Here is a 26559-nt window from a genome sequence, read left to right as displayed (position 1 = left end):
CGGCTTGCGCTGAAACGGCGCCAGCCTCTAGGCTTCGACCCTTTCCCGGAGGTGCTCGATGCCGCTTCGCTACATGCTCAAGCAATTCTTCATGCCGCCCGGCATTCTTCTGCTTCTGCTGTTACTCGCCTGGTTTCTGCGTCGGCGCTTTCCGCGTCTGGCGGCCTGCTGTTTCACGGTCGGCCTGGGTGGCCTGTGGCTGATGAGCCTGCCGATCACCGTGGAGTGGATGGCGCGAGCGATAGAGCGTGAGCCGGCGGTTGCCCATGAACAGTGGGCTGGCCTGGCGCAGCATGCGGACGCCATCATCGTTCTGGGCGGCGGGCGCGATTCTGCTGACCCGGCCTGGGGCGGCGATCAGCCCAGTGCGATGGCGCTGGAGCGCACCCGCTATGCAGCACGCCTGGCCAAGGCCTCCGGGTTGCCGGTTCTGACCACTGGCGGGCTGCATTTCGGTCGACCGCCGAGCGAGGCGGCGCTGATGGCCGAGGTGATGCGCGAGGATCTGGGGGTCGAAGTGCGTTGGCGCGAAGAGCGCAGCCGCACCACCTGGGAAAATGCGCAGGAAAGCGCTGCCATGCTGCAGCCCGAAGGCGTGCGCCGCGTGGTGCTGGTTACCCAGGCCTGGCACATGCCACGTTCGCGCTGGAGTTTCGAGCAGGCGGGCTTCGAGGTGGTAGCCGCACCCGTGGGGTTCATCGGCGTACCCAATGACCGCCCCCTGGGTGGCTGGCTGCCAGAGGGCAAGGCTTTCTGGCAAAGCACCTTGTTGCTCAATGAAGTGATCGGCTCGCTGGCCTATCCGCTGGCTTACCGGCGTTAGTGGTGAACGATTCGATGGGGCGCAAGCCTATCCGTTGCCTTGCGGGCGTAAGCTCCCGGGGTGCGTCAAGCCCGCGACACACGCGCCCCGGTGGGCTTCGGCCCACCACCCAAAACGCCCACAGCCCGAGGTGCCGAAGCGCATCCTCTGAACGTCCGGCCACCATAGGCATGAATGGTTTTGGTGGGCTAAAGCGCCACCCTACGTTCATGCTCTGGGGGTAGGGTGGGCTTCAGCCCACCACCACAGCGCCTAAAGCCCGAGATGCCGAACCGCATGCTCTGAACGTCCGGCCACCATAGGCATGAATGGTTTTGGTGGGCTAAAGCGCCACCCTACGTTTCATGCCCTGGGGGTAGGGTGGGCTTCAGCCCACCACCACAGCGCCCACAGCCCGAGGTGCCGAAGCGCATGCTTTGAACCTCCGGCCACTATCGGCGTTGAATGGCTTTGGTGGGCTAACGCGCCACCCTACGGTTCATGCCCCTGGGAGTAGGGTGGGCTTCAGCCCACCACCACCGCGCCCACGCCCGAGGTGCCAAAGCGCATGCTTTGAACCTCCGACCACTATCGGCATTGAATGGCTTTGGTGGGCTAAAGCGCCACCCTACGGTTCATGCCTTGGGGTAGGGTGGGCTTCAGCCCACCACCACAGCGCCTACAGCCCGAGGTGCCGAAGCGCATGCTTTGAACCTCCGCCCACTATCGGCGTTGAATGGTTTTGGTGGGCTAAAGCGCCACCCTACGGTTCATGCCCCTGGGAGTAGGGTGGGCTTCAGCCCACCACCCAAAGCGGCCGCAGCCCGAGGTGCCGAAGCGCATGCTTTGAACCTCCGGCCACTATCGGCGTTGAATGGTTTTGGTGGGCTAAAGCGCCACCCTACGTTTCATGCCCTGGGGTAGGGTGGGCTTCAGCCCACCGCCGAGCCGGCCGTCCGGCTCAGCCCGGTCTGCCCTTGGCGTTATACCGCATCCCGGCGGCGCTGAATCAGGGCCCAGGCCGCCAGCAGGCTGCAGAGGACGATCAGCGGCCAGGAGCGCCACTGCAGGTAGGGCGTCAGGTGCTGCATGGGCTGCACTTCACCGTACAGCGTGCCCTGTTCGAACTGCGGCAGGCGCTCGGTGATCTGGCCGAACGGGTCGATCAATGCGGTCACACCATTGTTGGTGGCGCGGATCATCCAGCGACCCGCTTCCAGAGCACGCATCTGCGCCATTTGCAGATGTTGCAGTGGGCCGATGGATTTCCCGAACCAGGTGTCGTTGCTCACCGTCAGCAGCAGGTCGCTCTGCGCGGCCATTTCGGCAGCGAACTCCGGGTAAACCACTTCGTAGCAGATGAAGGTCGCGATGCGCTGTCCTTTGGCTTCCAGCAGGGGCTGGTCGTGCTCGCCGCGGGCGAAGTCGGACATCGGCAGGTCGAAGAAAGCGATCAGGCCGCGCAAGACTTCCTGCAGCGGCACGTACTCACCGAACGGTACCAGGCGCTGCTTGAGGTAATCGCCGCTGCCCTGGCCCACCACGCTGACGCCATTGTAGTAACGCAGCTCACCACGCTCGTTGGGCTGGCGGATCGGCACACCGGTGATCAGCGCGCTCTGACGGTCACTGGCGAAGCGGTCCATCACGCTGAGGTAGCCGATGGCCTGTTCCTTGAGGACCGGCACGGCGGTTTCCGGCCAGATCAGCAAGTCGGTCGGTTTGCTGCTGAAACTCATGTCCCGGTACAGCGCCAATTGTGCGTTGAGCTGCGCCGGGTCCCACTTGAGATTCTGCTCCACATTGCCTTGAATCGCCGCGACGCTCAGCGGCTCGCTGGCAGGTGAAGTCCAGGCATGACCCTTGAGCAGAGCGCCGACCAGCCAGGGCGCGATCAGCAGCGCCAGAGCCACGGCCAATTGCGACTTGTGCCGGTACAGGCGTGGCAGGTTGACGAGCAGTGCAGCGCTCAGCGCCAGGGCAAAAGACAGCAGCCACACACCGCCTACCGGAGCCAGACCGGCCAGTGGCCCGTCCAGTTGGCTGTAACCTGCGTAGAGCCAGGGGAACCCGGTGAGAAACCAGCCTCGAAATGCTTCCTGGGCAACCCACAGGGCGGCGAACGCCAAGGCATCGGTTGCCAGCGCTGCATCGCGGCGTAGCCAGCGTGCCCACAACCAGGTGGCCAGTGCGAAGAACAGACCGAGCCCGGCGACGAAGCCCAGAGTCAGAAAGGCAGCCAGGGGCGGCGAAGCGGCGCCGTAGTCGTGAATGCTCACGTATACCCAGCTGGTGCCGGAGGCGAACAGGCCGAAACCGTACCACCAGCCGCGCCATGCTGCCTGGCGTGGTGTCAGTTCACGCAGGCCGCGGTAGAGCAGGGCGATCGACAGCAGCACCAGCGGCCAGATGTCGTAGGGTGCCAGCGCCAGGGTGGTCAGCGCACCTGCCAGCAGAGCGATCAGATTGCCGGGCCAGCCGGGGCGGAACAGTCGATTCATCGGAATGCTCGGAAGAGGAGAGTGGCAGGCGCCCCGCCTGGCAGGGCGCTACAGCGTGTCAGCGCGCCAGCGGCGTCAGACGCAGCAGGTGCACGCGGCGGCTGTCGGCGTTCAGCACGCGAAAGCGGAACTCGCCGATCACCGTCACTTCGTTGCGCTTGGGCAAATGACCGAAGGCGCTCATCACCAGGCCGCCGACGGTGTCGAATTCGTCATCCGAGAAGTCGGTGGTGAAGGCTTCGTTGAAGTGATCGATGGGCGTCAGCGCCTTGACCAGGAAGTCGCCGCTGGGCAGCGGCTTGACGTAGCTGTCTTCCTCGACGTCATGTTCGTCCTCGATATCACCGACGATCTGCTCGAGCACGTCTTCGATGGTCACCAGGCCGGCGACGCCGCCGTATTCGTCGATCACCACCGCCATGTGGTTGTGATTGGCGCGGAACTCGCGCAGCAGCACGTTGAGGCGCTTGGACTCAGGCACGAAGGTGGCCGGGCGCAGCATGTCGCGGATGTTGAAGTCGGGCTGGTCGCCGAGCAGCAGCGGCAGCAGATCCTTGGCGAGGAGGATGCCGAGTACGTCATCGAGGCTCTCGCCGATCACCGGGTAGCGCGAGTGCGCCGCCTCGATGATCACCGGGAGGAATTCTTTCGGGGACTGGGTGGCCTTGATGGTGACCACCTGGGAGCGCGGCACCATGATGTCGCGGACCTGCAGGTCCGCGACCTGAATGGCGCCCTCGACGATGGCCAGGGCCTCGCTGTCGAGCAGTTTGTTCTGATGCGCATCGCGCAGGACTTCCAGCAGTTCCTGGCGGTTCTTCGGCTCATGAGCAAAAGCCTGGGTCAGCTTGTTCAGCCAGGACTTTTGCTCGTTGCTCGATCGGTCTTCGCTCATGGGGGTTTACTCGGGATCCTTGCTTTCATTCGTCGCCGGCGTACGGGTCGGGATGACCCAGCTCGGCGAGCAATAATCGTTCCAGCGCTTCCATCTCCTCGGCTTCCTCATCATCGATGTGGTCATAGCCGAGCAGGTGCAGGCAGCCGTGTATCACCAGATGCGCCCAGTGCGCCTCCAGCGTCTTGCCTTGCTCGATAGCCTCGCGCTCGACCACCGGCACGCAGATCACCAGGTCGCCAAGCAACGGGATATCCAGCAAATCATCAGGCACGTCGGCGGGAAAGGACAATACGTTGGTGGCGTAATCCTTGTGTCGCCAGGTGTGATTGAGTTCGCGGCCTTCGGTCTCGTCGACCAGGCGGATAGTCAGCTCCGAGTCTGCCGTGCGCTGGCGTAGGGCCAGCTCACACCAGGCTTGAAAGGCACCAATGGTGGGTAGGTGGTCGCCGTCACTGGCGACCTGCAGATCCAGCTCGATCATCTGTCGGACCTGGCACCCGGGTCGTTGTCCGCCGGCCGGCGGTCAAACGGCTGATGTTCGGCATCGAAGCGCTCGTAGGCCTCGACGATGCGTTGCACGAGGGGGTGGCGCACCACGTCCTTGGGCTTGAAGTGGGTGAAGCTGATGCCAGGCACGCCTTTGAGCACGTCGATCACGTGAGTCAGGCCGCTCTTGGTTCCGCGCGGCAGGTCGACCTGGGTGATGTCGCCGGTGATCACTGCGGTGGAGCCGAAGCCGATCCGGGTCAGGAACATTTTCATCTGTTCCATCGTGGTGTTCTGGCTCTCATCGAGAATGATGAAACTGTTGTTCAGCGTGCGGCCGCGCATGTAGGCCAGCGGCGCAACCTCGATCACCTGTTTCTCGATCAGTTTGGCGACCTGCTCGAAACCGAGCATCTCGTAGAGCGCGTCATACAGCGGGCGCAGGTAGGGGTCGATCTTCTGCGACAGGTCACCTGGCAGGAAGCCGAGCTTCTCGCCGGCCTCGACCGCCGGACGCACCAGCAGGATACGGCGGATCTGCTCACGTTCCAGCGCGTCCACTGCAGCAGCGACGGCAAGGTAGGTCTTGCCGGTACCAGCCGGGCCGATACCGAAATTGATGTCGTGGTCGAGGATCGCCTTGACGTAGAGCTGCTGGTTGGCGCCGCGTGGCCGGATCATGCCCTTGCGGGTGCGCAGGGCGATGTTGAGATGGGCGCTGGGGTTGTTCAGCTCCTCGATGCCCGACTCCTGCAGGAACAGGTGCACCATATCCGGCGACAGCTCGGTGCTGTCAGTTTCGCGATAGAGACGGCGCAACAGATTTTCAGCAGATTGGGTCTGTTGTGCCTCGCCAAGCAGTTCGAACTGATTGCCGCGATTACGGATTTCGATACCCAGACGAGATTCGATCAGGCGCAGGTGCTCGTCGAATTGCCCGCTGAGATTGGCGAAGCGCTTGGCTTCGAAAGGTTCGAGGGTGAAGCGATGAGGTTCTATGGAAGTATTCAAAGTCGTATTTTGGCCGCCAGTCGGCTGGGTTGAAGGCAGAGAATAGCGCTAGCTGTCGCCGGGGGAAAGCGCGGCCGACGACCGCGCTGCGCTTGTGGCTGGCTGCCTTCGCTGGGCGAAGGGCTCAGTGGCGCTCGATCAGTGTGCCACGCAGCGAATGCGGCATCGCTTCGTCGATATGCACATCGACGAACTGGCCGATCAGCCGCGGATTGTCGCACTGGAAGTTGACGAAACGGTTGTTCTCGGTCTTGCCCTGCAGCTTGCCCGGGTCCTTTTTCGAAAAGTCGCTGACCAGAATGCGCTGCACGCTGCCGACCATGCGACGGCTGTTTTCGAAGCCTTGCTGGTTGAGGCGGTGCTGCAGCATCTGCAGGCGCTCTTTCTTCACTTCTTCCGGGGTTTCGTCGACAAGGTCGGCGGCCGGCGTACCGGGACGCGAGCTGTACATGAACGAGTAGGAGAAGTCGAAGCCGACGTCCTCCACCAGCTTCATGGTCTGCTGGAAATCCTTCTCGGTCTCGCCCGGGAAACCGATGATGAAGTCCGAGCTGATGACGATGTCCGGCACTGCCGCCCGCAGTTTGCGGATGCGCGACTTGTATTCCAGCGCCGTGTGGTTGCGCTTCATCGCCGCCAGAATGCGGTCCGAGCCCGACTGCACGGGCAAATGAAGGAATTTCACCAGCTCCGGGATCTCGGCGTGAGCCTTGATCAGCGCGTCGGAAAATTCCAGCGGGTGGCTGGTGATGTAGCGAATGCGATCGATGCCATCGACGGCGGCTACCAGGTAAAGCAGCTCGGCGAAGTCGGCGATACCGCCGTCGCGCGTGGTGCCGCGGTAACCGTTGACGTTCTGGCCGAGCAGGGTGAGCTCACGCACGCCGTTCTCGGCCAGATGGATGATTTCGGCCAGCACATCGTCCAGCGGTCGGCTGACTTCTTCGCCGCGGGTATAGGGCACCACGCAGAATGTGCAGTACTTGCTGCAGCCTTCCATCACCGATACGAAGGCGCTGGGGCCGTCGACTCGTGGCTCGGGCAGGCGGTCGAATTTCTCGATCTCCGGGAAGGAAATATCCACCTGAGCGATCTTGGTGCTGCGCGCGGCGTCGATCATCTCCGGCAGGCGATGCAGGGTCTGCGGGCCGAACACCACATCGACATAGGGCGCGCGGTCGCGAATCGCCGCGCCTTCCTGGCTGGCCACGCAGCCACCGACGCCGATCACCAGATCCGGGTTTTCCAGCTTCAGCTCACGCCAGCGGCCGAGCTGGGAGAACACTTTGTCCTGGGCTTTTTCGCGGATCGAGCAGGTATTGAGCAGGATGACGTCGGCGTCTTCCGGGCGATCGGTCACTTCCAGAGCCTGATGCTCGCCCAGCAGGTCGACCATGCGCGAGCTGTCGTACTCGTTCATCTGGCAACCGTGGGTTTCGATATAGAGCTTCTTGGTCATGGCACTGCCTGGAATGATTGAAAAGGTGTTCAGGAAACATCTCCGACGTCGCCTCGGCGACGGCCATGCAGGCCAGCCCGGAAAATGACCGCGCATTATAGGGGGCTTGGTCGACAGAGGCCACAATCGATGGACAAGAGGGGCGACGAAGCAGTCGAGAGCCGTGCTAAGATTCGCGCCCTTTTCGACTGCCAGCCAATCGTTACCCATGACCAAGCGTGAACCGATCTACAAGGTGATTTTCCTCAATCAGGGCCAGGTGTACGAGATGTATGCCAAGCAGATCTTCCAGAGCGATCTGTGGGGCTTCCTGGAAATCGAGGAATTCGTCTTCGGCGAACGTACCCAGGTCGTCGTCGACCCAAGCGAAGAAAAGCTCAAGGCTCAGTTCGATGGCGTGGTGCGCAGTTTCGTGCCCATGCATTCGATCGTGCGCATCGACGAAGTCGAGCGTCTGGGTACGCCGAAGATCAGCGAGGCCAAGGGTGGAGGCAACATCATGCCGTTCCCCATGCCCATGCCGGAAAAATAGGTTTCAGCGCAAGCGATCCGCAGCTCGCGCTACGGCTTTTCGTTGCACCGCCGTTGCTATTTCAGCGGTGCGAAAGGGGAGAGGCCATCGGCGGCCTGCAGTTCCTGCAGGTAGTTGCGGAAGATCTGCCCCAGTACCTGGGTGGCCACTTCCAGTTCCGCTCTGGGCATCTGCAGGGACACTTCGTCAGCGCTGTCCATGGCTTCGTCCGAGCCATTGACCGCAGCCATCTTCAGCACGATATAGGCCTGCACGTTGTTGGCGGCCACGCCTTCGCCACGAAAGAACATCATGCCCAGATGGTATTGCGCCTGCGCATGCCCCTGTAGCGATGCGCGCTCGAACCAGTTGAGTGCCTGGGCGAGGTCGCGCTCGGTGGCCCTGCCGTCGTAATAGAATTCGCCAAGCTCGTATTGCGCCTGGGCGTCGCCGCCGTCGGCACTCTGCTGGCAGGCCTGCAGGGCGTCTGGCAGGTCTTCGGGGGCGACGTTCAGCGAACAGCTGCCGGTCGCCGGGATCAGCAATGAGTTTCCGTCCGCCAGTGCAAGCAATGGCAGCAGGAGCAACAGGCAGCCCAGAGACAGGGTGCGGCCGGTGCGCTTCATGAAGATCCAGATACCTCGAGGTGCTGACAGGGTGAATGACGGCGGAAAGAATGCGTCCGCCATCACATTATGAAATAAGCCGCAGCGTTCTTACAAAGTGTTTGCCTGCTTTTCTGCCCCATCGTGGCGCGCGCGCATCGCTGTCGCGTGCGAATCGTACCCCGATTTGGCTCGAATCGGCGGCTGACGCCTCTTATAGACGATCAGCCGCACAACGACAGGTTCCACCATTATGCGCGGCAATGAAGGTCCGCCGCACGCTGCTGACCGCTCATCATGCCTGTTTGAGGTTGGCGAACGCGCGTTCGGCGGCGTCCAGAGTCAGTTTCAGCTCGGCCTCGCCGTGGGCGATGGAGGTGAAACCTGCCTCGAAAGCACTCGGTGCCAGGTAGACGCCGCCTTCCAGCATCAGGTGGAAGAAACGCTTGAAGCGCTCTGCATCGCTGGCCATCACGTCGTCGAAGGTGACGATGTCGTCAGCGCCGCTGAAATACAGCCCGAACATGCCGCCCGCCTGGGTGGTGACGAACGGGATGGCGGCCGAATCGGCACGATCCTGCAGGCCCTGCAGCAGTGTGCTGGTGTAGTCGCTCAGTTCGGCGTGGAAGCCAGGCCGGCTGATCAGCTTCAGGGTGGTCAGGCCGGCGGCCATGGCCAGCGGGTTGCCGGACAGCGTGCCGGCCTGGTAGACCGGGCCGAGGGGAGCGATGCGTTCCATGATCGCGCGCTTGCCGCCGAAGCAGCCCACCGGCATGCCGCCGCCGATGATCTTGCCGAAGGTCGACAGGTCCGGCGTCACGCCGTAATGCGCCTGGGCACCGCCAAGGGAAACCCGGAAGCCGGTCATCACTTCGTCGAAGATCAGTACCACGCCGTGCTTGTCGCACAGGCTGCGCAGGCCCTCGAGGAAGCCGGGTGCTGGCGGTACGCAGTTCATGTTGCCGGCGACCGGCTCGACGATGATGCAGGCGACCTCGCTACCGACCTTGCCGAGCATGTCGGCGACCGCATCGATGTCGTTGAACGGCAGGGTCAGGGTGTGCTTGGCGAAGGCCGCTGGCACGCCCGCGGAGTTCGGCACGCCCTGGGTCAGTGCACCGGAGCCGGCTTTGACCAGCAAGCTGTCGGAGTGGCCGTGGTAGCAGCCTTCGAACTTGATGATGCTGTCGCGGCCGGTGTAGCCACGCGCCAGACGGATGGCGCTCATGGTCGCCTCGGTGCCGGAGCTGACCATGCGCACCATTTCCATGGACGGCACCAGTGCGCAGACCAGGTCGGCCATTTCGGTTTCCATGGCGGTCGGCGCGCCATAGGACAGGCCATGGTCGAGCTGGCGGCGTACTGCGTCGATCACTTCAGGGTGGCTGTGGCCAAGGATCATCGGCCCCCAGGAGCCGACATAATCGACATAGCGCTTGTCGTCCTCGTCCGTCACGTAGGCGCCTTCCGCGTGCTTGAAGAACAGTGGCGTGCCGCCAACGCTCCTGAAGGCGCGAACCGGCGAGTTGACGCCGCCGGGGATGTGTTTCTGGGCGTTGGCGAAGAGGATTTCGGAGCGGGACATGATGGAGCCTCTTGAAAATGAATTAGGCCGGTTGGAACAGGGCGCTGAAGGCGCGCGCGCGGCGTTCGACCTCTGCAGCCGAATCGGCGGCGAACAGGGCGTGGATCACCGCGAGCATGCTGGCACCCCTTTCTATCAAGGGGGCGGCGTTGTGCAGGTCGATGCCACCGATGGCGACGATCGGCAGTTGTACGCGCGCCTTGGCACTGGCCAGCAGCTCGGCAGTGGCCGCCGGTGCGCCAGGTTTGGTGTGGGAGTTGAAGAATCGCCCGAAGGCCACATAGCTGGCGCCTTCGCGGGCCGCCTGCTCGGCCAGCTCCAGGCGGGCGTGGCAGGTGCCGCCGATGATCGCTTGGCGTCCCAGCAGGGCGCGGGCCACGGCCAGCGAGCCATCCTCCTGGCCCAGGTGCAGGCCGACGCCCAGGCGGGCGGCCAGCTCGGCATCGTCGTTGATGATCAACGCAGCGCCGTAGCGTTCGCAGAGGCTGCGCAGGGCCTCGGCCTCGCGCAGGCGGCGTGCTTCATCACCGGACTTGTCACGGTACTGCAGCACGCGCGCGCCGCCAGCCAGGGCGGCCTCGACATAGGGCAGCAGTTTGCCACCGGCGAGCAACTGGCTATCGGTGATGGCGTACAGGCCGCGCAACCTGATGGGCGCGGCCATCAGCAGAAGTCCAGTGGCAGGCGGCGTGGTACGTACTGACCGCGGCCCGGTCGCTCGGCGTCGCGCAGGGTGCGCCAGGTGTAATCCAGGGCAGTTTCGACCGCACTGATCAAATCCTGTCCAAGGGCTATGCGTCCGGCGAGGGTGCTGGCCAGGGTGCAGCCGGAGCCGTGGTAGCTGCCGGGCAAGCGCGGGCAGGTGAAGGTGTGCTGGCTGCCATCGCGCAGGTACAGCCGGTTATGCACCACATCGCTTTCGTCGCCATGGCCACCGGTGATCAGCAGGTGGCGGATGTGCGGCAGCAGCCGGTTGGCGCATTCATCGGCCGTGCCGTCTGGCAGGTCGGCGAGGATGCGTGCTTCCGGCAGGTTGGGCGTGGCGATGGTGGATACCGCGAACAGACGCTCGCGCATGGCGAAACCAACTTCGTCCTTGCCCAGGGCACCGCCACCGCCGGCACGCAGTACCGGGTCGCAGACCAGCGGCACGCCTGGCAGTTTGTCCATGATCATCAGCACGGTTTCGACCATTTCCACCGAGCCGAGCATACCCAGCTTGACTGCGGCTACCGGCATGTCGGCGATCACCGCATTGGCCTGGGCCAGCACCCAGTCGCGGTCGAGCACGCGGAAGTCGCTGACGTCGACCGTGTCCTGCACGGTCAGGGCGGTAACCGCTGGGGCGGCATGGCAGCTCTGTGCCAGCAGCGCTTCGATGTCCGCCTGCAGGCCGGCGCCTCCGCTCGGGTCGTGGCCGGACAGGCACAGCACTACCGGGCGCGAGGGGGCAAGGCGAGCACTGCTGCGTTCATAATCTGGGAGGCCGAAGTCGATCATCTGTGTCGCGGGTTCCGGTTTACCAGGTCATTGAAAAACGTGGGCGAGGCAGCCGATGCGGGGCTGATGGCAGCCCCAAAACAGGTGAGAAAAGCGGAGTTCACCGCTGTATACGAGCATTTTCAGCCTGTTTTCACGAAGCAACTGCTACCTGGGTGGTGTTTTCAACAGCCTGTTTGGGTAGGGCGGCAGGCGCCCTACCTGGTTTATCGGGCTCGCACCAGCGGGTGGCCGGCGGCATTTTCGTGGGGCGCGAGCTTAACATTTTATGCGCCGCGGTGAGGCTGGATAGTCTCGCGAAGGGACTGGCGCATCCCCACCATCAAGCGTAACGGTTCGCATTTGTGCGTAGCCCCGTGCATCATGCAACGCCCAGCCCTCGCTGTCGCCGACCCATGAACCTGCGCTTCTATCTGATTGCCATGACCGCCCTGGCGGTGGTCACCGACAACCTGATCATTCCCTTCTATCCGCAGTATTTCGCCGAGCGTTTCGACAATCCCCCGCCGGAGCATGTTGGTCTTTATCTGGCGGCGATCAGCCTGACGGTGATGGCCGTGTTTCCGCTGTGGGCGCGTCTGGCCAGGCGCGTGCATCCGGTGCGCATTCTGATCGGCGCGCAGTTCATGGCCGGCACGCTGACCGCGGCCCTGACCTTCATCGATTCGCTGCCGCTGTTCTGGGTGGTGTCGTTGCTGATGATCGTGTTCAAGGGCAGCTACCTGCTGATGTACCCCTACGTGATGAGTCTGCAGCAGCACGACAGCCACACCCAGACCATCGGTACGTTGTCGGTGGTGGTGCACTTCGGCGCGATTCTCGGCGCAGCCGCTGGCGGGCTGGTGCTGCAAGTGCTGGCTATCGGCGATGTATTTCTGATCATGGCTGCCGGCGACTTCATTCAGATGACCATCTGCATGCACCTGATTCGCGGCCACCTGCCGCGCAGCGGCGAGACCGGAGAAGCGGACAGCAGTGCGGGTGAGACGCCAGCCGGCAGTGGGCAGCGTAGCCTGCTGGCGATCTACCGGCTGTGCGTGGTGATGTTGCTGTTCTACTTCGTCGCCTACGTCACCCGGCCATTCTTCGCCGTGTACTGGCAGCAAGTGGCGAGCTGGAACAGCGAGCTGATGGCCGGTTTCGTGTATTCGCTGCCGGGCGCCGTGGCGGTGTTCGCGCTGTGGTGGAGCAGGCGTTCGACGGTCAAGGGGGCGACCCGTGATGGCATCTTCGCCGGTCTGCTACTGGGGGCGGCTGCGACCTTCATTCAGGGTTTCGACAACCAGTGGCTGATTCTGCTGGGGCGCGTGCTGTTCGGCTGGGCGTTGTATCAGGTCACGGTCCGTCTGGATGCCTTGCTGTTCGAATTGAGCACGCCGGAGAACTATGGCGTTGACTTCAGCAAGATCAATATCTTCCAGTGCCTGGGCACCATGGGGGCATCCTACGGCGCCGGCCTGCTGGTCAGCCATTACGGTCAGCACATGCCATTCTGGGTGGGGGCGCTTGGCTTGCTGATCACCGCTGCAGTGTTTCCGCTGCTGATCAAGGCGGGGCCAACGGCGGGCTCTTTGCGCGAATGATAATCTGGTGCATTAGCGTTGGGCGTGGTTAAATTCGTGTCTTGCACCAGCGCCACGCTGCCGCGCCGGTGCCAGCCGTCACGAATCATTCCGGGGCCGACCTGCGATGTACCAGGCCAACGCCGATCTTCTGCACCTTATCGAGGTGACCGCACGTACCCTGCCGGGGCTTTCCGGGCGGGTGGGTTCGAGTGGTCGCGACGAGCTTGCCTGCGGAGCCTCCGATAACCCCGCACGCATTGCTGCGCTCTACCAACACTGGCAGCTCGCCTGTCCCGAAGCCGGGCCGCATTACTGGAACACCCGCACCTGGACGCTGCTGATCTGGCAGCCGATCTACCTGAGCCTGCTTGGCGTGCATCTGGCCGGTCGCGTGCCTTGTCTGAACGACATGGGGCAGTCCGTGTGCGACGGTGTGGTGTCGGGCTTCTGCCTGCCCGAGCACTGCCCGCGGCAGGCCAGCCAGGATGCCCTGATCGATTTCGCCGCCGGGCAGCTGCAGCAACTGGTGGCGCGCCAGTTGCAGGAGTACAACGCGGTGGCCGCCATGCATCAGAAGATGGCGCGCCGCCTCGAAGCCGACTACGTGCTGGCGGCGCTGCTGCTGATCCAGCGTCAGCAGGCGCTGAGCAATGCCCAGTTGCACCAACTGGAACGGCGCTGGCTGGAGGCCCTCGATCTGCAGGGCGACAGCACGCTGATCGACGTCCGCCTGGACGACGGCCGCGAACGTCTGGCCCTGGGCCGCAAGGTGTGCTGCCAGCACTTCCGCCGCGCCGATGGCCAGCTATGCAGTACCTGTCCGAAACTCAAACAGGAGGAGCGCCTGGCGCGTCTGCGTCAGGAGCTGAGTCTCGAATGCTGCGAATGAACGATATCGAGGTCCGCCGCGACGGTCGCCTGACCCTGGCGCTGGACGAGCTGCAACTGGCCGGCGACCAGTTCACCGTGATCCTCGGGCACAACGGCTCGGGCAAATCGACGCTGATGAACCTGATCGCCCGGCAGTTGCAGCCCGACACCGGTACACTGCAGCTCGACGGCAAGCCATTGGCCAGTTTCAGTCAACGTGAGTTCGCCCGTCGGGTGGCCTTCCTGCCGCAACGCCTGCCGGACGTGGCCGGGCTCACCGTACGCGAACTGGTGCGCCTCGGGCGCTTTCCATGGCGTGGTCTGCTTGGCCGCTGGCAAGCCGAGGATCAACGGATGATCGAACGGGCCATGGCGCAGACCGATGTCGAACAGTACGCCGATCACCTCGCCGATACCCTGTCCGGCGGCGAACGGCAGCGGGCCTGGATCGCCATGCTGCTGGCCCAGCAGTCACCGCTGATCCTGCTCGATGAGCCCACCTCGGCGCTGGATCTGGCCCATCAGTACGAACTGATGACGCTGCTGCGCGAGCTCAATCTGGCGACTGGCCGCGGTATCGTCGCCATCCTCCATGACATCAATCTGACTGCCCGCTATGCCGACCGTATCGTCGCGCTCAAGCAGGGGCGGGTGTTCTTCGATGGTTCCCCGGAGGAACTGCTGAACAACCCGCTGCTCAGCCAGCTTTACGACATCGACATCGAACTGATCGAGCAGCCTGGTAACGCCCGCAAGATTGCCGTGGTGGCCTGAGCATGGGCGTCAGCGAAGCGCGGCAGAACGCGTTATCCAGAGCGTCCGGCAGGCAAGCGCTGCGCTATGGCCTGACCCTCGGCCTGCTGCTGGCGCTGATGGTGGTGCACCTGCAATTGAGCACTGCATTGCCGCTGGCACAGCAATGGGCGGTACTCGGCGGTGCGGTGCAGAATGATTTCGATGCCCTGCAATTCAACCTCTCGGCGCTGCCGCGGCTGGTCATGGCCCTGCTGGTCGGTGCAGCGCTGGGGCTGTCCGGCAGCGTGCTGCAGCAACTGACGCAAAATCGCCTGGTGTCTCCAATGACCATCGGCGCTTCGTCCGGTGCCTGGCTGGGGCTGGTCTGTGCCACCTTGCTGGTGCCGACGGTCGCGGCCACTCATGGCCATTGGGCGGCGCTGTGTGGAGCGCTGCTGTCGGTGGGGCTGGTGCTGGTGATCGCCGGGCGCAACGGCATCGCCGGGTTGCCGGTGGTGCTGGCGGGTATGGCCCTGAATCTGCTGCTCGGCGCGCTGGCTGCAGGTCTGGTGCTGCTCAACAACCAGTACACCAGCGGGCTGTTCGTCTGGGGCGCCGGGGATCTCGCGCAGATCGACTGGCACTGGGTAGGCTGGTTATGGCCCAAGCTGTTGATCGGGCTGCTGGTCATTGTGCTCGCACCACGCCCGCTGACTCTGCTGCAACTGGGCAGTGACGGCGCCCAGTCCCGCGGCCTGAGCCTGTGGCCGGTGATGCTGGCACTGTTCATGGTGTCGATCTGGATGACCTCCGTGGCGATCACCGCTGTGGGGCTGATCGGTTTCATCGGTCTGCTCACGCCCAATCTGGCACGTCTGTTCGGTGCCCGCCGCTCCCGTGATGAACTGCTCTACAGCGTACTGCTAGGCGCCGTGTTGCTACTCGCCACCGACGCCCTGGCACTGCTGGCCAATCGCTGGACGGCGGACCTGGTACCCAGTGGCGCGGCAGCGGCCCTGATCGGCGCCCCCGCTCTGCTGTGGTTGTCGCGGCGCCAGTTGTCCGCCGATGACGCCCGTGGTCTGGCGTTGCCGGAGGGGCCGGAGCGAGTGCGGCGACGCCATGCGCTGCTGGTGGTGGGGCTGACGCTGGTGGCCGTGCTGCTGAGCATCTGCCTGGGGCGCAGCAGCGCGGGCTGGCAGTTCGAGTGGCCGTCTTCGCTGATCTGGGCGTTGCGCTGGCCGCGCGTGCTCACCGCCGCCGCAGCGGGCTGTGGCCTGGCCATCGCCGGGGTACTGCTGCAGCGACTGCTGCGCAACCCGCTGGCAAGCCCGGATATCCTCGGTCTTTCGGCGGGCGCGACCCTGGCGGTGATGCTGGCGCTGATGATCTTTGGCGGTTCGCTGCTGGGCTTCACCGCGCCGATCGCGGCCTTCATCGGCAGCCTCGCGGTGCTCGCCGTGCTCCTGCTGCTAGGCCGTCGCCATCAGTATTCGCCGGCGCTGATGGCACTGGTGGGCATTTCCCTCACGGCACTGCTCAATGCGGCGTTGCAGTTTGGTCTGGCCAAGGGCACGGCCGATTCCTTCGCACTGCTTGGCTGGCTGGCGGGTTCGACTTACCGGGTCTCGGCGGCGCAATCGCTGTGGCTGGCTGCCGGGGTGCTGCTACTGGGCGTGCTCAGCCTGCTCTGCCACCGCGCACTGACGCTGATCTCCATCGGCGATGGAGTGGCGCTGAGCCGTGGCCTGAACGTACCTGCTGCACGTCTGGCGCTGCTGGTGCTGGTGTCGCTACTCTGCGCGCTGGTCACCAGCCTGATGGGACCGGTGGCCTTTCTCGGCTTGCTGGCACCGCACATGGCGGCGATTCTTGGTGCGCGGCGGGTGGTGTCGCAGCTGTTGCTCGCTGCGGCGTTGGGCGGCGTGCTGATGTTGCTGGCAGACTGGTTCGGTCGCGTGCTGATCTTTCCCTTGCAACTGCCGGTCGGCATCGTCGCGTCGGTGGTGTGCGGCAGCTATTTCGTTTACCTGCTGGTCAAGAGGCGCCTGGCATGAAGGATCTGTTGCGCGCTGTGTCGCTGCTGTTGTGCCTGGTGGCCGGCTTCGCCGGTGCACAACCGCGGGTGGTGGCGTTGAGCTGGGAAGCGGCCGAGCACCTGCTGAAACTGGATATCACCCCCATTGCCGTGGCCGACGCCGAGGACTACCGCACCTGGGTGGTGCGCCCACGCCTGCCGGACGAGGTGCCAAGCGCCGGCTCGCGTACCGAGCCGAATCTGGAATTGCTGGCGCAACTGAAGCCGGAACTGATCGTCATTCCACCGCTGCTCGAGGACATCCGCGGCAAGCTGGAGCGCATCGCGCCGGTGGCCGCTTACAGCAGTTTCAGCCAGCAGCACGACAATTATCTCACCGCCCGTGACAACTACCTGGCGCTGGCGCAGCGTTTCGGGCGCGAGGAACAGGCGCTGCGTGAGTTGGCGGCGATGCAGGCACGGGTCGATGAACTGCATCGCCGTCTGGTCGAGCATTTCCGCGGGCGTTTGCCGAAGGTCACGGTGATCCGCTTTTCATCGCCCACGGCGGTGTTCATCAATGGCGCCAACTCCATGGCCGATCACGCCATGCAGTTGCTGCATCTGCAGCCTGCCTACCCGCTGCCGCGCAGTCCCTGGGGCATCGTGCAATCGCCAGTGACCACCCTGGGGCGCATCGAAGACGGTGTGATTCTGCATATCGAACCCTTCGCCGCGCAGGATCAGCTGTTCGATACACCGCTCTGGAACGCCATGCCGTTCGTGCGCGAAGGCCGCTTCGGCGCCATGCGTTCGACCTGGACCTACGGCGGGGTGTTTTCCATCGAATACCTGGCCGAAGCGATCAGCGAGGCGCTGCTGCGTCTGCCCGCCCGCTGAGTTGCAGAGCCTGACGCGGACGGCCAGCCCATTCCCGGCGTCTCCCGTCTAGCGGATCGCTGTCCGGCCTGGTGAGATGTTGCGCAGCGACGCGGCTTGCGCTTAGGCGCAAACAAACCCTAGAGTTGCGCGAATTTGCAATTCGAACCGTGCAAGCCAGTATCATCATGGGGGCGTGGGGCTCTTCGGTACTGTGCAACAGGGTCATCAGCGGGGCTTCATGCGTTTTTTTCTGATCATTCTTCTGGCGATCTGCCCGGTACTGGCGAGCGCTGCGGGGCCGGCCGTGTTCGACGAGAACACCCGAGCCCTGCCGCTCGGCCAGGCGATGTCGGTGTTCGAGGATGTGCGCGGCGACAAGAGCATCGACGACGTCACCTCCAGCGCCCTGCAGGGCAGCTTTCGCGATCACGACAAACCGGTACTCAATGCAGGCTATTCGCGCTCGGCCTTCTGGGTACGTATCGACCTGCAGTACCGGCCCCACGACTCCGAGCACAGCCGCCAAAATCAGCACTGGCTGCTAGAACTGGCCTATCCACCGCTGGATCGGCTGGAGCTCTACGAGGAGGGCGCAGATGGCCGCTTTCGCCTGACCCAGCGAACCGGTGATGCGCTGCCGTTTTCCAGCCGCGAGATCCGCCAGAACAACTACCTGTTCCCCCTCGACTTCAAGCCGGAACAGGTACGGCGAATCTACCTGCGGCTCGAGAGCCAGGGCTCCATCCAGGCGCCGCTGACCCTCTGGTCGCCCACCGCCTATCTCGAGGAGCAGCCAGCGCGCATCTACGTGCTGGGCGTCATCTACGGCGTGTTGCTGGTGATGCTGATCTACAACCTGTTCATCTTCATAAGCGTACGTGATACCAGTTACCTCTATTACATCCTCTACATCGCCTCGTTCGGGCTCTACCAGGTATCGGTCAACGGTGCCGGCATCGAGTTCTTCTGGCCTGACAGCCCCTGGTGGGCGAACGTCGCCACGCCGTTCCTGATCGGCGCCACGGCGCTGTTCGGCTGTCAGTTCGCGCGCAGTTTCCTGCAGACCGGCGAGCACAGCCCCTGGGTGGACCGCAGCCTGTTGCTGCTGATGCTCTGGGGCACGGCGGTGATGGTGTTGGCGCTGACCGTCAGCTACGCCGTCTCGTTACGTCTGGCTACCGTGCTGGCGCTGGTGTTCACCCTGGTGGTGTCGATTGCCGGGGGGCTGGCCTGGTTGCGCGGCATGCGGGTGGCGCGCTACTTCATCATCGCCTGGGCGGCCTTTCTGATCGGCGGTGTGGTCAACACCCTGATGGTCCTCGGCTACCTGCCCAACGTGTTCCTGACCATGTACGCCAGCCAGATCGGTAGCGCGATCGAGGTGGCTTTGCTGTCGCTGGCCCTGGCGGATCGTATCAACGGCATGAAGGAGGAGCGCGCGCGCATTCTGCAGAGTGCCAGTGCCAAGCTGGAGGCGCTGAACCACGAACTGGCCGACAGCAACCGCCTCAAGGACGACTTCCTGGCCACCGTGACCCATGAGTTGCGCACGCCGATGAATGGCGTGATCGGCTCTCTGGAGCTGATGCAGACCTTGCGGCTGGAGCCGGAAGTCGAGCAGTACCAGAAAACCGCGACGCGTTCGGCGCGGGACATGATGCAGATGGTCAACGACATCCTGGCCCTCACCGAACTGCAGTCCGGCAGACTTTACCCGCGGCGTGAAACCTTCAGCCTGCGCGGGTTGCTCGACGGCGTATGCGCCAATTACGAAGGCCGTGCCCGCGACAAGGGGTTGGCGTTTTCCCTCGACCTGGACGAGCGCCTGCCCGACACCGTGGAAGGCGATGCCCTGAAGTTGGCCCAAGGGCTGGGTTACCTGCTGGATAACGCCATCAAGTTCACCGCCGCCGGCAAGGTGCGTCTGCGCGTAAGGGGGGAAGGTGAAGCGACGCTGGACAGCCTGCCGTTGAGCTTCGAAGTGATCGATGCCGGCATCGGCCTGGAGGATGTCCGCGAGTCCGACCTGTACCGCCGCTTCCATCAGCTCGATACGTCGATGACCCGCCAGTATGGCGGCCTCGGCATCGGCCTGAGCATCTGTCGACAACTGGTCGATCTGCTCGGCGGCAGCCTGGCCTACGAGCCCAATCGCGCGGGCGGTGGCGGTAGCATCTTCCGGCTCAGCCTGACCCTGACATTGCCGATGCAGAAGGGCGGCAGCGAGCCCGTGGTGCGTCGCGCCACGGGCAGCCCGGTGCGGGTGCCGGAGCAATGCACCGTGCTGGTGGTCGAGGACAACGCCATCAACCAGTTGGTCATTCGCGGTATGTTGCTCAAGCTCGGTTACCGGGTTCGCACCGCGGACAACGGCGCCGAGGCGCTGGAGTGTCTGCAGCGCGAGTCGGTCGATGCATTGCTGCTCGATTGCCAGATGCCGGTGATGGACGGTTTCGCCACCTGCAGGGCGCTGCGCCTGTTGCCTGGCTGCGCCGAGCTGCCGGTATTGGCGATCACCGCCCACAGCCAGTCTGGTGACCGCGAGCGCTGCCTGGCCGCCGGGATGAGCGACTACCTGGCCAAGCCGGTGAAGTTCGACGAACTGCGGGTGTTGCTGCATGACTGGGTGCTGTGCCGTCCAGCCTGAGACCGGCGACGGCAGGCCGCTAGCTCTCCAATGTCGCTGCGCCGATTCGAATGCCTGTGAGCCATGCGAACTCGATGTTTCCGCCGCCAAGGAGCCTGCTCGCCTCGCAGCCAGCCTGGCAGCCCGTCGCTCGGCGTTCCCGCGCCTGCGCTGCCAGTCCGTTGGCCGTCCTTCTGGCTGACTGTCTCACACCTGCGGTCTTGACGAGCGGCCTCGATACGGCCGCTACCGCCTATCCCCTGAGTTGAATCTTTCTTCGCGCAGCGTCCTCCTTATTCCATAAGGCCCAGGCCGATTCGCCGGAGCAATCCTGCAAATCGGCAAGACGGCCACCCATGGAATCACCCGAGCGCTGTTCTCGACCTCACCGTTCCCACAGCGCCTTCGAACTGCCCACGCAAGGCTCCGACCATGACCACATTGATGCCGATCTTCACAACGCCTCGGGAAAGCTACAGCTTTCTGCAGGCTGGTCCTGCGCGCACCCTCTATGAGCGATTGCTGCAGCCACGGTTGGCCGACGGTGTCGTGGATCAGGCGCGCAGCTTCCTCGATGCGCAGTTGGAGCAGGCAGAGCGGCAGCCCTGTGACATGCCAGCCCAGCCGGAGGCGCTGTTGAACTGGATGCGCGATGCTGCGCAGCGCACCACGCAGGCTTATGCGCAGTATCTGGAGGCGCGGCGTCAGGGCGAGCCACGGCGCTATTTCAGCAATCGGGCGCACGCCGTGTATTTCCTGCGCCATGTGGCGCCCACCAAACTGGTGGACGGTGCCTGGCTCTATGGCTTGTTCAAGCACTGGCAGGAGCCGAGTCTGCGGCCACTGCTGCGTACCTACCTCGAGGAACTGGGCGATGGCGTTGCCGCCATGAACCATGTGGTGCTGTACAAGCAACTGCTCAGCCAGAACGGTTGCGATGAGCTGGCGGAGCTGGAAGACGAGCATTTTCTTCAGGGTGCCCAGCAACTGGCGCTCGGGCACCTGGCTAATGAGTATCTGCCGGAGGTGATCGGCTACAACCTCGGCTATGAACAACTCCCCTTGCACCTGCTGATCACCAGCTATGAGCTCACCGAGTTGGATATCGACCCCTATTATTTCCAACTGCACGTGACCATCGACAATGCCAGCACCGGCCATGCGCAAAAAGCCGTGCAGGCCGTGCTGGAGAATCTGCCGGTGGTGGGCGACCGTGATGCCTTCTATCAGCGGGTGATGCGCGGCTATCAGCTCAATGAGCTGGGTGTCGGTTCCACGGCGGTGATCGGCGCATTCGATCTCGACGAACAACTGTGCGGCATGCTGGAGCGCAAGCGCGAAGTCGCCACTCAGGTGCACTCCGACTATTGCCGCATCGAGGGACGCACCATCAATCAATGGCTAAGCCAGCCGGGTCAGGTGCGCGGTTTGCTCGAGGCGCTGGAGAAACGCGGCTGGATTCGTCGCAACGAGGACCCGCAGAACAGCCGCTTCTGGCAGCTCGTGCAGGGTGATCGGGCGGCCATGTTCGGTGTGTTCAGCGCTTACGAGCAGCAGATTCTGCATGACTGGATTGCCGGCGACTGGACCGCCGCGCGCAGTCGCGGTCGCAACCGTCGAAGTACCGCGCAGCCCAACGCCATGCAGACGAGCGGCCTGGATGACGAGGCTCAGGCCCTGCATGCGACCCTGCGTGCACTGCCAGCCCGCCAGCAGGCGGAAAAGCTGATCGAGCTGATGTCACCTGCCTGTCACTTCACCCCCGCAGGGTTGCTGGCAACGCGCCTGTTCAATACCTATCTCCAGTAATCGCTGTCGGAGCACCGATGCTTAACGAACCCCAGCAGGCTCTAGTGCAACTTGGTCAGGCGCTCACCGAGCGAGGCTATCGATTCACCACCGGCACACCGCTGACCCATGAGCGCGTCAACGGCCGACCGGGCAATGCGCTCGCTCAGGATCTGCAGGGGGTCTTCGGTTGGAGCCGCCCTTTCGTGCCGGGCATGGTCGGCGCTGATTTGCTCGAGTTGATGCGCGCTTCAGGCGTTCTGGTCGAAGACGCCGAGCAACTGCGCAGCGCCGTGCGTTACTCCAGCCTGGGCGATCGCTTGTTCGTCCATTCGCGCTATCCGACAACGCAGGCCGATGCGGTGTTCTTCGGTCCCGATACCTATCGTTTCGTTCGAGCCATCGATGCATTTCTCGGCACGCCTTCGTCCACTTCCATCCGTCGTGCGGTGGATATCGGCTGCGGCGCCGGGCCTGGCGCGCAGTGCATCGCGCTGGCGCGTCCGGAGGCCGAGGTGCTGGCCGTGGATATCAATCCCCAGGCGCTGGCCTTCACTCAGGTCAACGCTGCGCTGGCTGGCGCCGAAAACCTCAGGGCCCTGCACAGTGATCTGCTCGACGGTGTGCAGGGTGAGTTCGATCTGATCGTGGCCAACCCGCCTTACATGCTCGACAGCGAGAGCCGCGCTTACCGTGACGGTGGCGGTGAGCTAGGAGCGGGATTGTCGCAGGCCATCGTCGAGGCCGCGGTGACCCGACTGGCAGCGGGGGGCAGTCTGCTGCTCTATACCGGTGTGGCGATGACCGCTGCCGGCGATCCCTTCCTCGCCTATATACAGCGCACGCTGGGCGACTCCTCGTTGGCCTGGCGCTACGAGGAGGTGGACCCCGACGTGTTCGGTGAGGAGCTGGAAAAACCGGGCTACGAGGACGTAGAACGTATCGCGGCAGTGGTCCTCACCGTCACTCGCACAGCGAGTTGACGGCGGCGCCTCGTCGAGGTGGCGCCGCCATGCGGCCTAGGCCTGTTCGATGAAGCGTCGGATACGCCGTGCGGCTTCCACACATTCCTCGAGCGGTGCGACCAGTGCCAGGCGCACACGGCCGCTGCCGGGATTGAGGCCATCGACTTCCCGCGACAGATAGGAGCCGGGCACCACGGTGACGTGCTCCCGGGCGAACAGTGCACGGGTGAATTCGGCATCGTCGCCCGGTGTTCTGGCCCACAGGTAAAAGCCGCCATCCGGGCGTTGCACGTCGAGCACGCCATCGAGGATTTCCAGCACGGCGGCGAACTTCTCGCGGTACAGATCGCGGTTGGCGCGTACGTGATCCTCGTCCTGCCAGGCGGCTATGCTGGCCAGCTGGGTTTGTACCGGCATGGCGCAGCCATGGTAGGTGCGGTACAGCAGGAAGGCCTTGAGAATCTCCGCGTCGCCCGCCACGAACCCCGAACGCAGGCCTGGCAGATTGGAACGCTTGGACAGGCTATGAAACACCACGCAGCGTTTGAAGTCGCTACGGCCCAGCTCGGCGCAGGCGGTCAGCAGGCCGGCAGGCGGGTTGGTCTCGTCGAAGTACAGCTCGCTGTAGCACTCGTCGGCGGCGATGACGAAATCGTACTGGTCGGCGAGGGCGATCAGCTTCTTCAGCGTTGCCACGGGAATCAGCGCACCCGTCGGGTTGCCGGGCGAGCAGAGGAAGAGAATCTGGCAGCGTTGCCAGACCTCGGGCGCCACCGCATCGAAATCCGGATTGAAGCCGAGTTCGGCCAGGCACGGCAGGTAATGCGGCTGGGTGCCAGCGAGCAGGGCTGCGCCTTCGTAGATCTGATAGAACGGATTGGGGCTGACCACCAGGCCATCGACGTCACGCTGGGCGACGGTTTGGGTGAAGGCGAACAGCGCTTCACGGGTGCCGTTCACCGGTAGCACGTGGCGCGCGGGGTCGAGCCAGCCGGTCGGCACCTTGAAGCGGCGTTCGCACCAGGTGGCGATGGCTTCGCGCAGCGCAGCAATGCCCAGCGTAGTCGGGTAGACCGCCAGTTGTTCGAGGTTGTCGGTCAGCGCTTGGGCAACGAACGCGGGGGAGCGGTGTTTCGGCTCGCCAATCGACAGGGCGATGGGCGAACGATCGGCGGCGGGTTGTACGCCGGCGAGCAGGGCGCGCAGTTTCTCGAACGGGTAGGGCTGCAGCTGGGCGAGGGCGTGGTTCATGATGATCCGACGTGTCCTTTGTAAGGCGGCGACAAAGTTGCCGACACTAGCACGTGGGGCGCCCCAGGAAAATTCCCTTTCGCCTGTCCGATGGACAGCCGTTTTGGTCGCCCTGTTGATGTTCGCCTTCCTAAAGGCTGGCCGCTTCGAGCCGATAGCCTGATCGCAAGCCGTATTCAGTCCTACTTTCAGCGAGACCTTCTATGCGCACCCTCAAGTTCAGTCACAAGATCATGCTGGCTGCGTCATTGGTGGTCATTGCCGCCTTCGCATCGTTCGCGCTGTACAACGACTACCTGCAGCGCACCTCGATTCGCGACAACCTGGCGAACTACCTGCACGACGTCGGTCAGGTATCCACCGGCAACATTCAGCACTGGCTCAATGGCCGCATGCAGTTGCTGGACAACCTGGCCGAGTCGGTTCAGGACGACAGCGCGGCTGAGCCACTGGCCAGGAATCTGCAGCACCGCAGCATCGCTTCGGCCTTCCTGTATGCCTATTACGGCCAGAATGATGGCACCTACACCCAGTTTCCCCCCAGCGAGTTGCCCGCCGGCTATGACCCGCGCCAGCGTCCCTGGTACAAGAGCGCTGCGGGCAGCAGCGGCCCGGGCTTGACCGAGCCCTACCTGGCGGCGGATCCCCGCGACGGCCTGCTGATCACCATCACTCGCCCTGTGAGCACGGGTGGTAGCCTTCAAGGTGTGGTGGGTGGCGACCTGAAGTTGCAGACGGTTGACGACATTCTGAATTCCTTCGATCTGGGTGGCATGGGCTATGCCTTCCTGGTCGACGAAAAAGGCACGGTGCTGGTGCACCCTGACAAGAGCCTGGTGCTCAAGAAGCTGCCTGATCTGTTCCCCAGTGGTGCACCGCGCCTCGAGTCCGGTCTGCAGGATGTAGCGGCCGTCGATGGCAGCGCGCGCATCGTCACCTTCCTGCCGGTGCAGGGCCTGTCAGGGGTGCGCTGGTACGTCGGCCTTTCCGTCGATCAGGGCAAGGCGTTCGCCGCTCTGCAGGAGTTCCGCATCTCGGCGCTGATGTCCACGGTCATCGGCGTGATCGCCATCCTGCTGCTGCTGGGCGCGCTGATTCGTATCCTGTTGCGCCCGCTGCACGTGATGAGCCACGCCATGGGCGGCATCGCCGAAGGCGAGGGCGATCTGACCCAGCGCCTGAAGATCGACTCCGGTGACGAGTTCGGCGAGCTGGCGGGTGCCTTCAACCGCTTCGTCGAGCGTATCCACGAGTCGATCCGCGAGGTGGCCTCGGCGACCCGCGAAGTTCATGCCCGCGTGAGCACCGTGGTCGAAGCGTCCAATGCCTCCATGGGCAACTCCAGCGAGCAGGCGGCACGTACCGACAGCGTTGCCGCAGCCATCAACGAGCTCGGCGCCGCCGCCCAGGAGATCGCCCGCAATGCGGCCGATGCATCTCTGCAGGCCAGCGATGCCCGTCGTGACGCCGAAGAAGGGCAGAACATGGTTGAGCGCACGCTGGGCTCCATGGGTGATCTGTCTGACAAGATTCAGGCATCCGGCAGCCATATCGAAGTGCTGAGCCAGAAGAGCAACGATATTGGTCAGATTCTCGATGTGATCAAGGGGATTTCCGAGCAGACCAACCTGCTGGCGCTCAACGCCGCCATCGAAGCGGCTCGTGCCGGTGAGGCCGGGCGTGGTTTCGCCGTGGTCGCGGATGAAGTGCGCAACCTGGCGCAACGCACCCAGAGCTCGGCGCAGGAAATTCAACAGATGATCGAGCAGTTGCAGGCTGGTGCTCGTGACGCCGTGATGACCATGGGCGAGAGCCGTCGCTTCAGCGATGACAGCGTACGCATCGGTGGGCAGGCGGGTGAGAATCTGCGCGGCGTGACCCGTCGTATCGGCGAGATCGATGGCATGAACCAGTCCGTGGCCACCGCCACCGAAGAGCAGACCTCGGTGATCGAAAGCCTGAACATGGACATTACCGAGATCAACACCCTCAACCAGGATGGCGTACGCAACCTGCAGTCCAGTCTCAATGCCTGTACCGAGCTGGATCAGCAGGTCGGGCGCCTCAAGCAACTGGTGGACAGCTTCAGGATCTGATCAGCGGGCAGCGGCCGCGCTTCTTGCAGGCGCCGCTTCTGCAGCAGCGCTTGGCCTGCAGTCGCGTTTTTGTGTGAGCCGCGCGCCGAGGTCGACGCGCTTGCCTCGCGGGTGTCGAACACCCATTTCTGTGGGAGCCCGCTTGCGGGCGAATCATTGGGGCAACGCCGATTCCGCGGCAAGGCCGCCATCGCATCGCCCGCAAGCGGGCTCCTACGGGCTGGAATCTTCATGCTTCCGTAGGCGCCCCGCGGTCGACGCGTCTGCCTCGAGTGTGTCGGACACCCCTTTCTGTAGGAGCCCGCTTGCGGGCGAATCACCGGGTCAACGCCGATTCCGCGGCAAGGCCGCCATCGCATCGCCCGCAAGCGGGCTCCTACGGGCTGGGATTTTCATGCTTTCGTAG

21 protein-coding genes and 1 pseudogene are annotated in these 26559 nt (G+C 63.9%); 12 read left to right on the top strand and 10 right to left on the bottom strand.

Annotation, left to right across the window (positions count from 1 at the left end):
• The first annotated feature begins 58 nt into the window (after positions 1-58).
• The gene (locus tag ACT9T4_RS15290; RefSeq protein ID WP_499117764.1) at positions 59-823 is read left to right on the top strand and encodes a YdcF family protein; all 765 of its coding nucleotides are present in this window, start codon (positions 59-61) and stop codon (positions 821-823) included.
• Between the two features lie 962 nt (positions 824-1785).
• Here ACT9T4_RS15290 and lnt read toward each other — a convergent pair.
• The 5 genes from lnt to miaB all read right to left on the bottom strand — a co-directional run bounded on the left by lnt (position 1786) and on the right by miaB (position 7157).
• Complete coding sequence (gene lnt, locus ACT9T4_RS15285) at positions 1786-3303, bottom strand: apolipoprotein N-acyltransferase (RefSeq protein ID WP_499117762.1); 1518 nt, start codon at positions 3301-3303, stop codon at positions 1786-1788.
• Positions 3304-3361: 58 nt separating this feature from the next.
• On the bottom strand, positions 3362-4198 hold the full coding sequence (locus ACT9T4_RS15280; protein WP_042555149.1) for a CorC family transporter: 837 nt from the start codon (positions 4196-4198) through the stop codon (positions 3362-3364).
• 25 nt (positions 4199-4223) lie between these two features.
• On the bottom strand, positions 4224-4682 hold the full coding sequence (gene ybeY / locus ACT9T4_RS15275; protein ID WP_042555150.1) for an rRNA maturation RNase YbeY: 459 nt from the start codon (positions 4680-4682) through the stop codon (positions 4224-4226).
• Complete coding sequence (locus ACT9T4_RS15270) at positions 4679-5698, bottom strand: PhoH family protein (protein ID WP_042555151.1); 1020 nt, start codon at positions 5696-5698, stop codon at positions 4679-4681. The genes ybeY and ACT9T4_RS15270 overlap by 4 nt, the downstream gene beginning before the upstream one ends.
• Positions 5699-5822: 124 nt before the next feature.
• On the bottom strand, positions 5823-7157 hold the full coding sequence (gene miaB / locus ACT9T4_RS15265) for a tRNA (N6-isopentenyl adenosine(37)-C2)-methylthiotransferase MiaB (RefSeq protein ID WP_179537506.1): 1335 nt from the start codon (positions 7155-7157) through the stop codon (positions 5823-5825).
• Between the two features lie 208 nt (positions 7158-7365).
• Between miaB and ACT9T4_RS15260 the strand changes: the two genes are divergently transcribed.
• Complete coding sequence (locus ACT9T4_RS15260; protein ID WP_042555153.1) at positions 7366-7689, top strand: DUF1820 family protein; 324 nt, start codon at positions 7366-7368, stop codon at positions 7687-7689.
• A gap of 56 nt (positions 7690-7745) precedes the next feature.
• Here the strand turns inward: ACT9T4_RS15260 and ACT9T4_RS15255 are convergent, their stop codons facing one another.
• The 4 genes from ACT9T4_RS15255 to ACT9T4_RS15240 all read right to left on the bottom strand — a co-directional run bounded on the left by ACT9T4_RS15255 (position 7746) and on the right by ACT9T4_RS15240 (position 11358).
• The gene (locus ACT9T4_RS15255) at positions 7746-8294 is read right to left on the bottom strand and encodes a tetratricopeptide repeat protein (RefSeq protein ID WP_042555154.1); all 549 of its coding nucleotides are present in this window, start codon (positions 8292-8294) and stop codon (positions 7746-7748) included.
• Positions 8295-8568: 274 nt separating this feature from the next.
• Complete coding sequence (hemL, locus tag ACT9T4_RS15250; RefSeq protein ID WP_499117758.1) at positions 8569-9858, bottom strand: glutamate-1-semialdehyde 2,1-aminomutase; 1290 nt, start codon at positions 9856-9858, stop codon at positions 8569-8571.
• A 22-nt stretch (positions 9859-9880) separates the two neighbouring features.
• Positions 9881-10510 (bottom strand): thiamine phosphate synthase, encoded by a 630-nt coding sequence (gene thiE / locus ACT9T4_RS15245; protein ID WP_179540000.1) that lies wholly within the window; start codon positions 10508-10510, stop codon positions 9881-9883.
• An 11-nt stretch (positions 10511-10521) separates the two neighbouring features.
• Entirely contained in the window at positions 10522-11358 is an 837-nt protein-coding gene (locus ACT9T4_RS15240) for a bifunctional hydroxymethylpyrimidine kinase/phosphomethylpyrimidine kinase (RefSeq protein ID WP_042555157.1), read from the bottom strand.
• Positions 11359-11753: 395 nt separating this feature from the next.
• On the opposite strand from ACT9T4_RS15240, the gene ACT9T4_RS15235 reads away from it, so the two are divergent.
• The 8 genes from ACT9T4_RS15235 to ACT9T4_RS15200 all read left to right on the top strand — a co-directional run bounded on the left by ACT9T4_RS15235 (position 11754) and on the right by ACT9T4_RS15200 (position 22824).
• On the top strand, positions 11754-12941 hold the full coding sequence (locus tag ACT9T4_RS15235; RefSeq protein ID WP_499117755.1) for an MFS transporter: 1188 nt from the start codon (positions 11754-11756) through the stop codon (positions 12939-12941).
• Positions 12942-13047: 106 nt separating this feature from the next.
• Positions 13048-13812 carry a siderophore ferric iron reductase gene (locus ACT9T4_RS15230; RefSeq protein WP_042555159.1) on the top strand — a complete coding sequence of 255 codons (765 nt, stop codon included), beginning with the start codon at positions 13048-13050 and terminating at the stop codon, positions 13810-13812.
• Positions 13800-14567 (top strand): ABC transporter ATP-binding protein, encoded by a 768-nt coding sequence (locus ACT9T4_RS15225; RefSeq protein ID WP_499117753.1) that lies wholly within the window; start codon positions 13800-13802, stop codon positions 14565-14567. The genes ACT9T4_RS15230 and ACT9T4_RS15225 overlap by 13 nt, the downstream gene beginning before the upstream one ends.
• 2 nt (positions 14568-14569) lie before the next feature.
• Positions 14570-16585 (top strand): Fe(3+)-hydroxamate ABC transporter permease FhuB, encoded by a 2016-nt coding sequence (fhuB, locus tag ACT9T4_RS15220; RefSeq protein ID WP_499117751.1) that lies wholly within the window; start codon positions 14570-14572, stop codon positions 16583-16585.
• A complete protein-coding gene (locus ACT9T4_RS15215) occupies positions 16582-17445 on the top strand; it encodes an ABC transporter substrate-binding protein (RefSeq protein ID WP_042555162.1) in 864 nt (287 codons plus the stop codon). The genes fhuB and ACT9T4_RS15215 overlap by 4 nt, the downstream gene beginning before the upstream one ends.
• Positions 17446-17665: 220 nt before the next feature.
• Positions 17666-20074 (top strand): hybrid sensor histidine kinase/response regulator, encoded by a 2409-nt coding sequence (locus ACT9T4_RS15210; protein ID WP_042555163.1) that lies wholly within the window; start codon positions 17666-17668, stop codon positions 20072-20074.
• A 411-nt stretch (positions 20075-20485) separates the two neighbouring features.
• Complete coding sequence (locus ACT9T4_RS15205) at positions 20486-21862, top strand: iron-containing redox enzyme family protein (protein WP_499117750.1); 1377 nt, start codon at positions 20486-20488, stop codon at positions 21860-21862.
• A gap of 17 nt (positions 21863-21879) precedes the next feature.
• Positions 21880-22824, top strand: a complete 945-nt coding sequence (locus ACT9T4_RS15200) for a methyltransferase (RefSeq protein ID WP_499117748.1) — start codon at positions 21880-21882, stop codon at positions 22822-22824.
• A gap of 36 nt (positions 22825-22860) precedes the next feature.
• Here ACT9T4_RS15200 and dapC read toward each other — a convergent pair whose 3' ends face one another.
• Positions 22861-24057 carry a succinyldiaminopimelate transaminase gene (gene dapC, locus ACT9T4_RS15195; protein ID WP_499117746.1) on the bottom strand — a complete coding sequence of 399 codons (1197 nt, stop codon included), beginning with the start codon at positions 24055-24057 and terminating at the stop codon, positions 22861-22863.
• A 203-nt stretch (positions 24058-24260) separates the two neighbouring features.
• On the opposite strand from dapC, the pseudogene ACT9T4_RS15190 reads away from it, so the two are divergent.
• Positions 24261-25298 (top strand): annotated as a pseudogene (locus tag ACT9T4_RS15190) (HAMP domain-containing protein); the annotation flags it as partial.
• A gap of 90 nt (positions 25299-25388) precedes the next feature.
• Complete coding sequence (locus ACT9T4_RS15185) at positions 25389-26153, top strand: methyl-accepting chemotaxis protein (RefSeq protein WP_373565132.1); 765 nt, start codon at positions 25389-25391, stop codon at positions 26151-26153.
• Positions 26154-26559: the final 406 nt, after the last annotated feature.

The organism is Pseudomonas sp. SZ40, from assembly GCF_052958135.1.
This window is presented reverse-complemented; position numbering and strand designations above follow the sequence as displayed.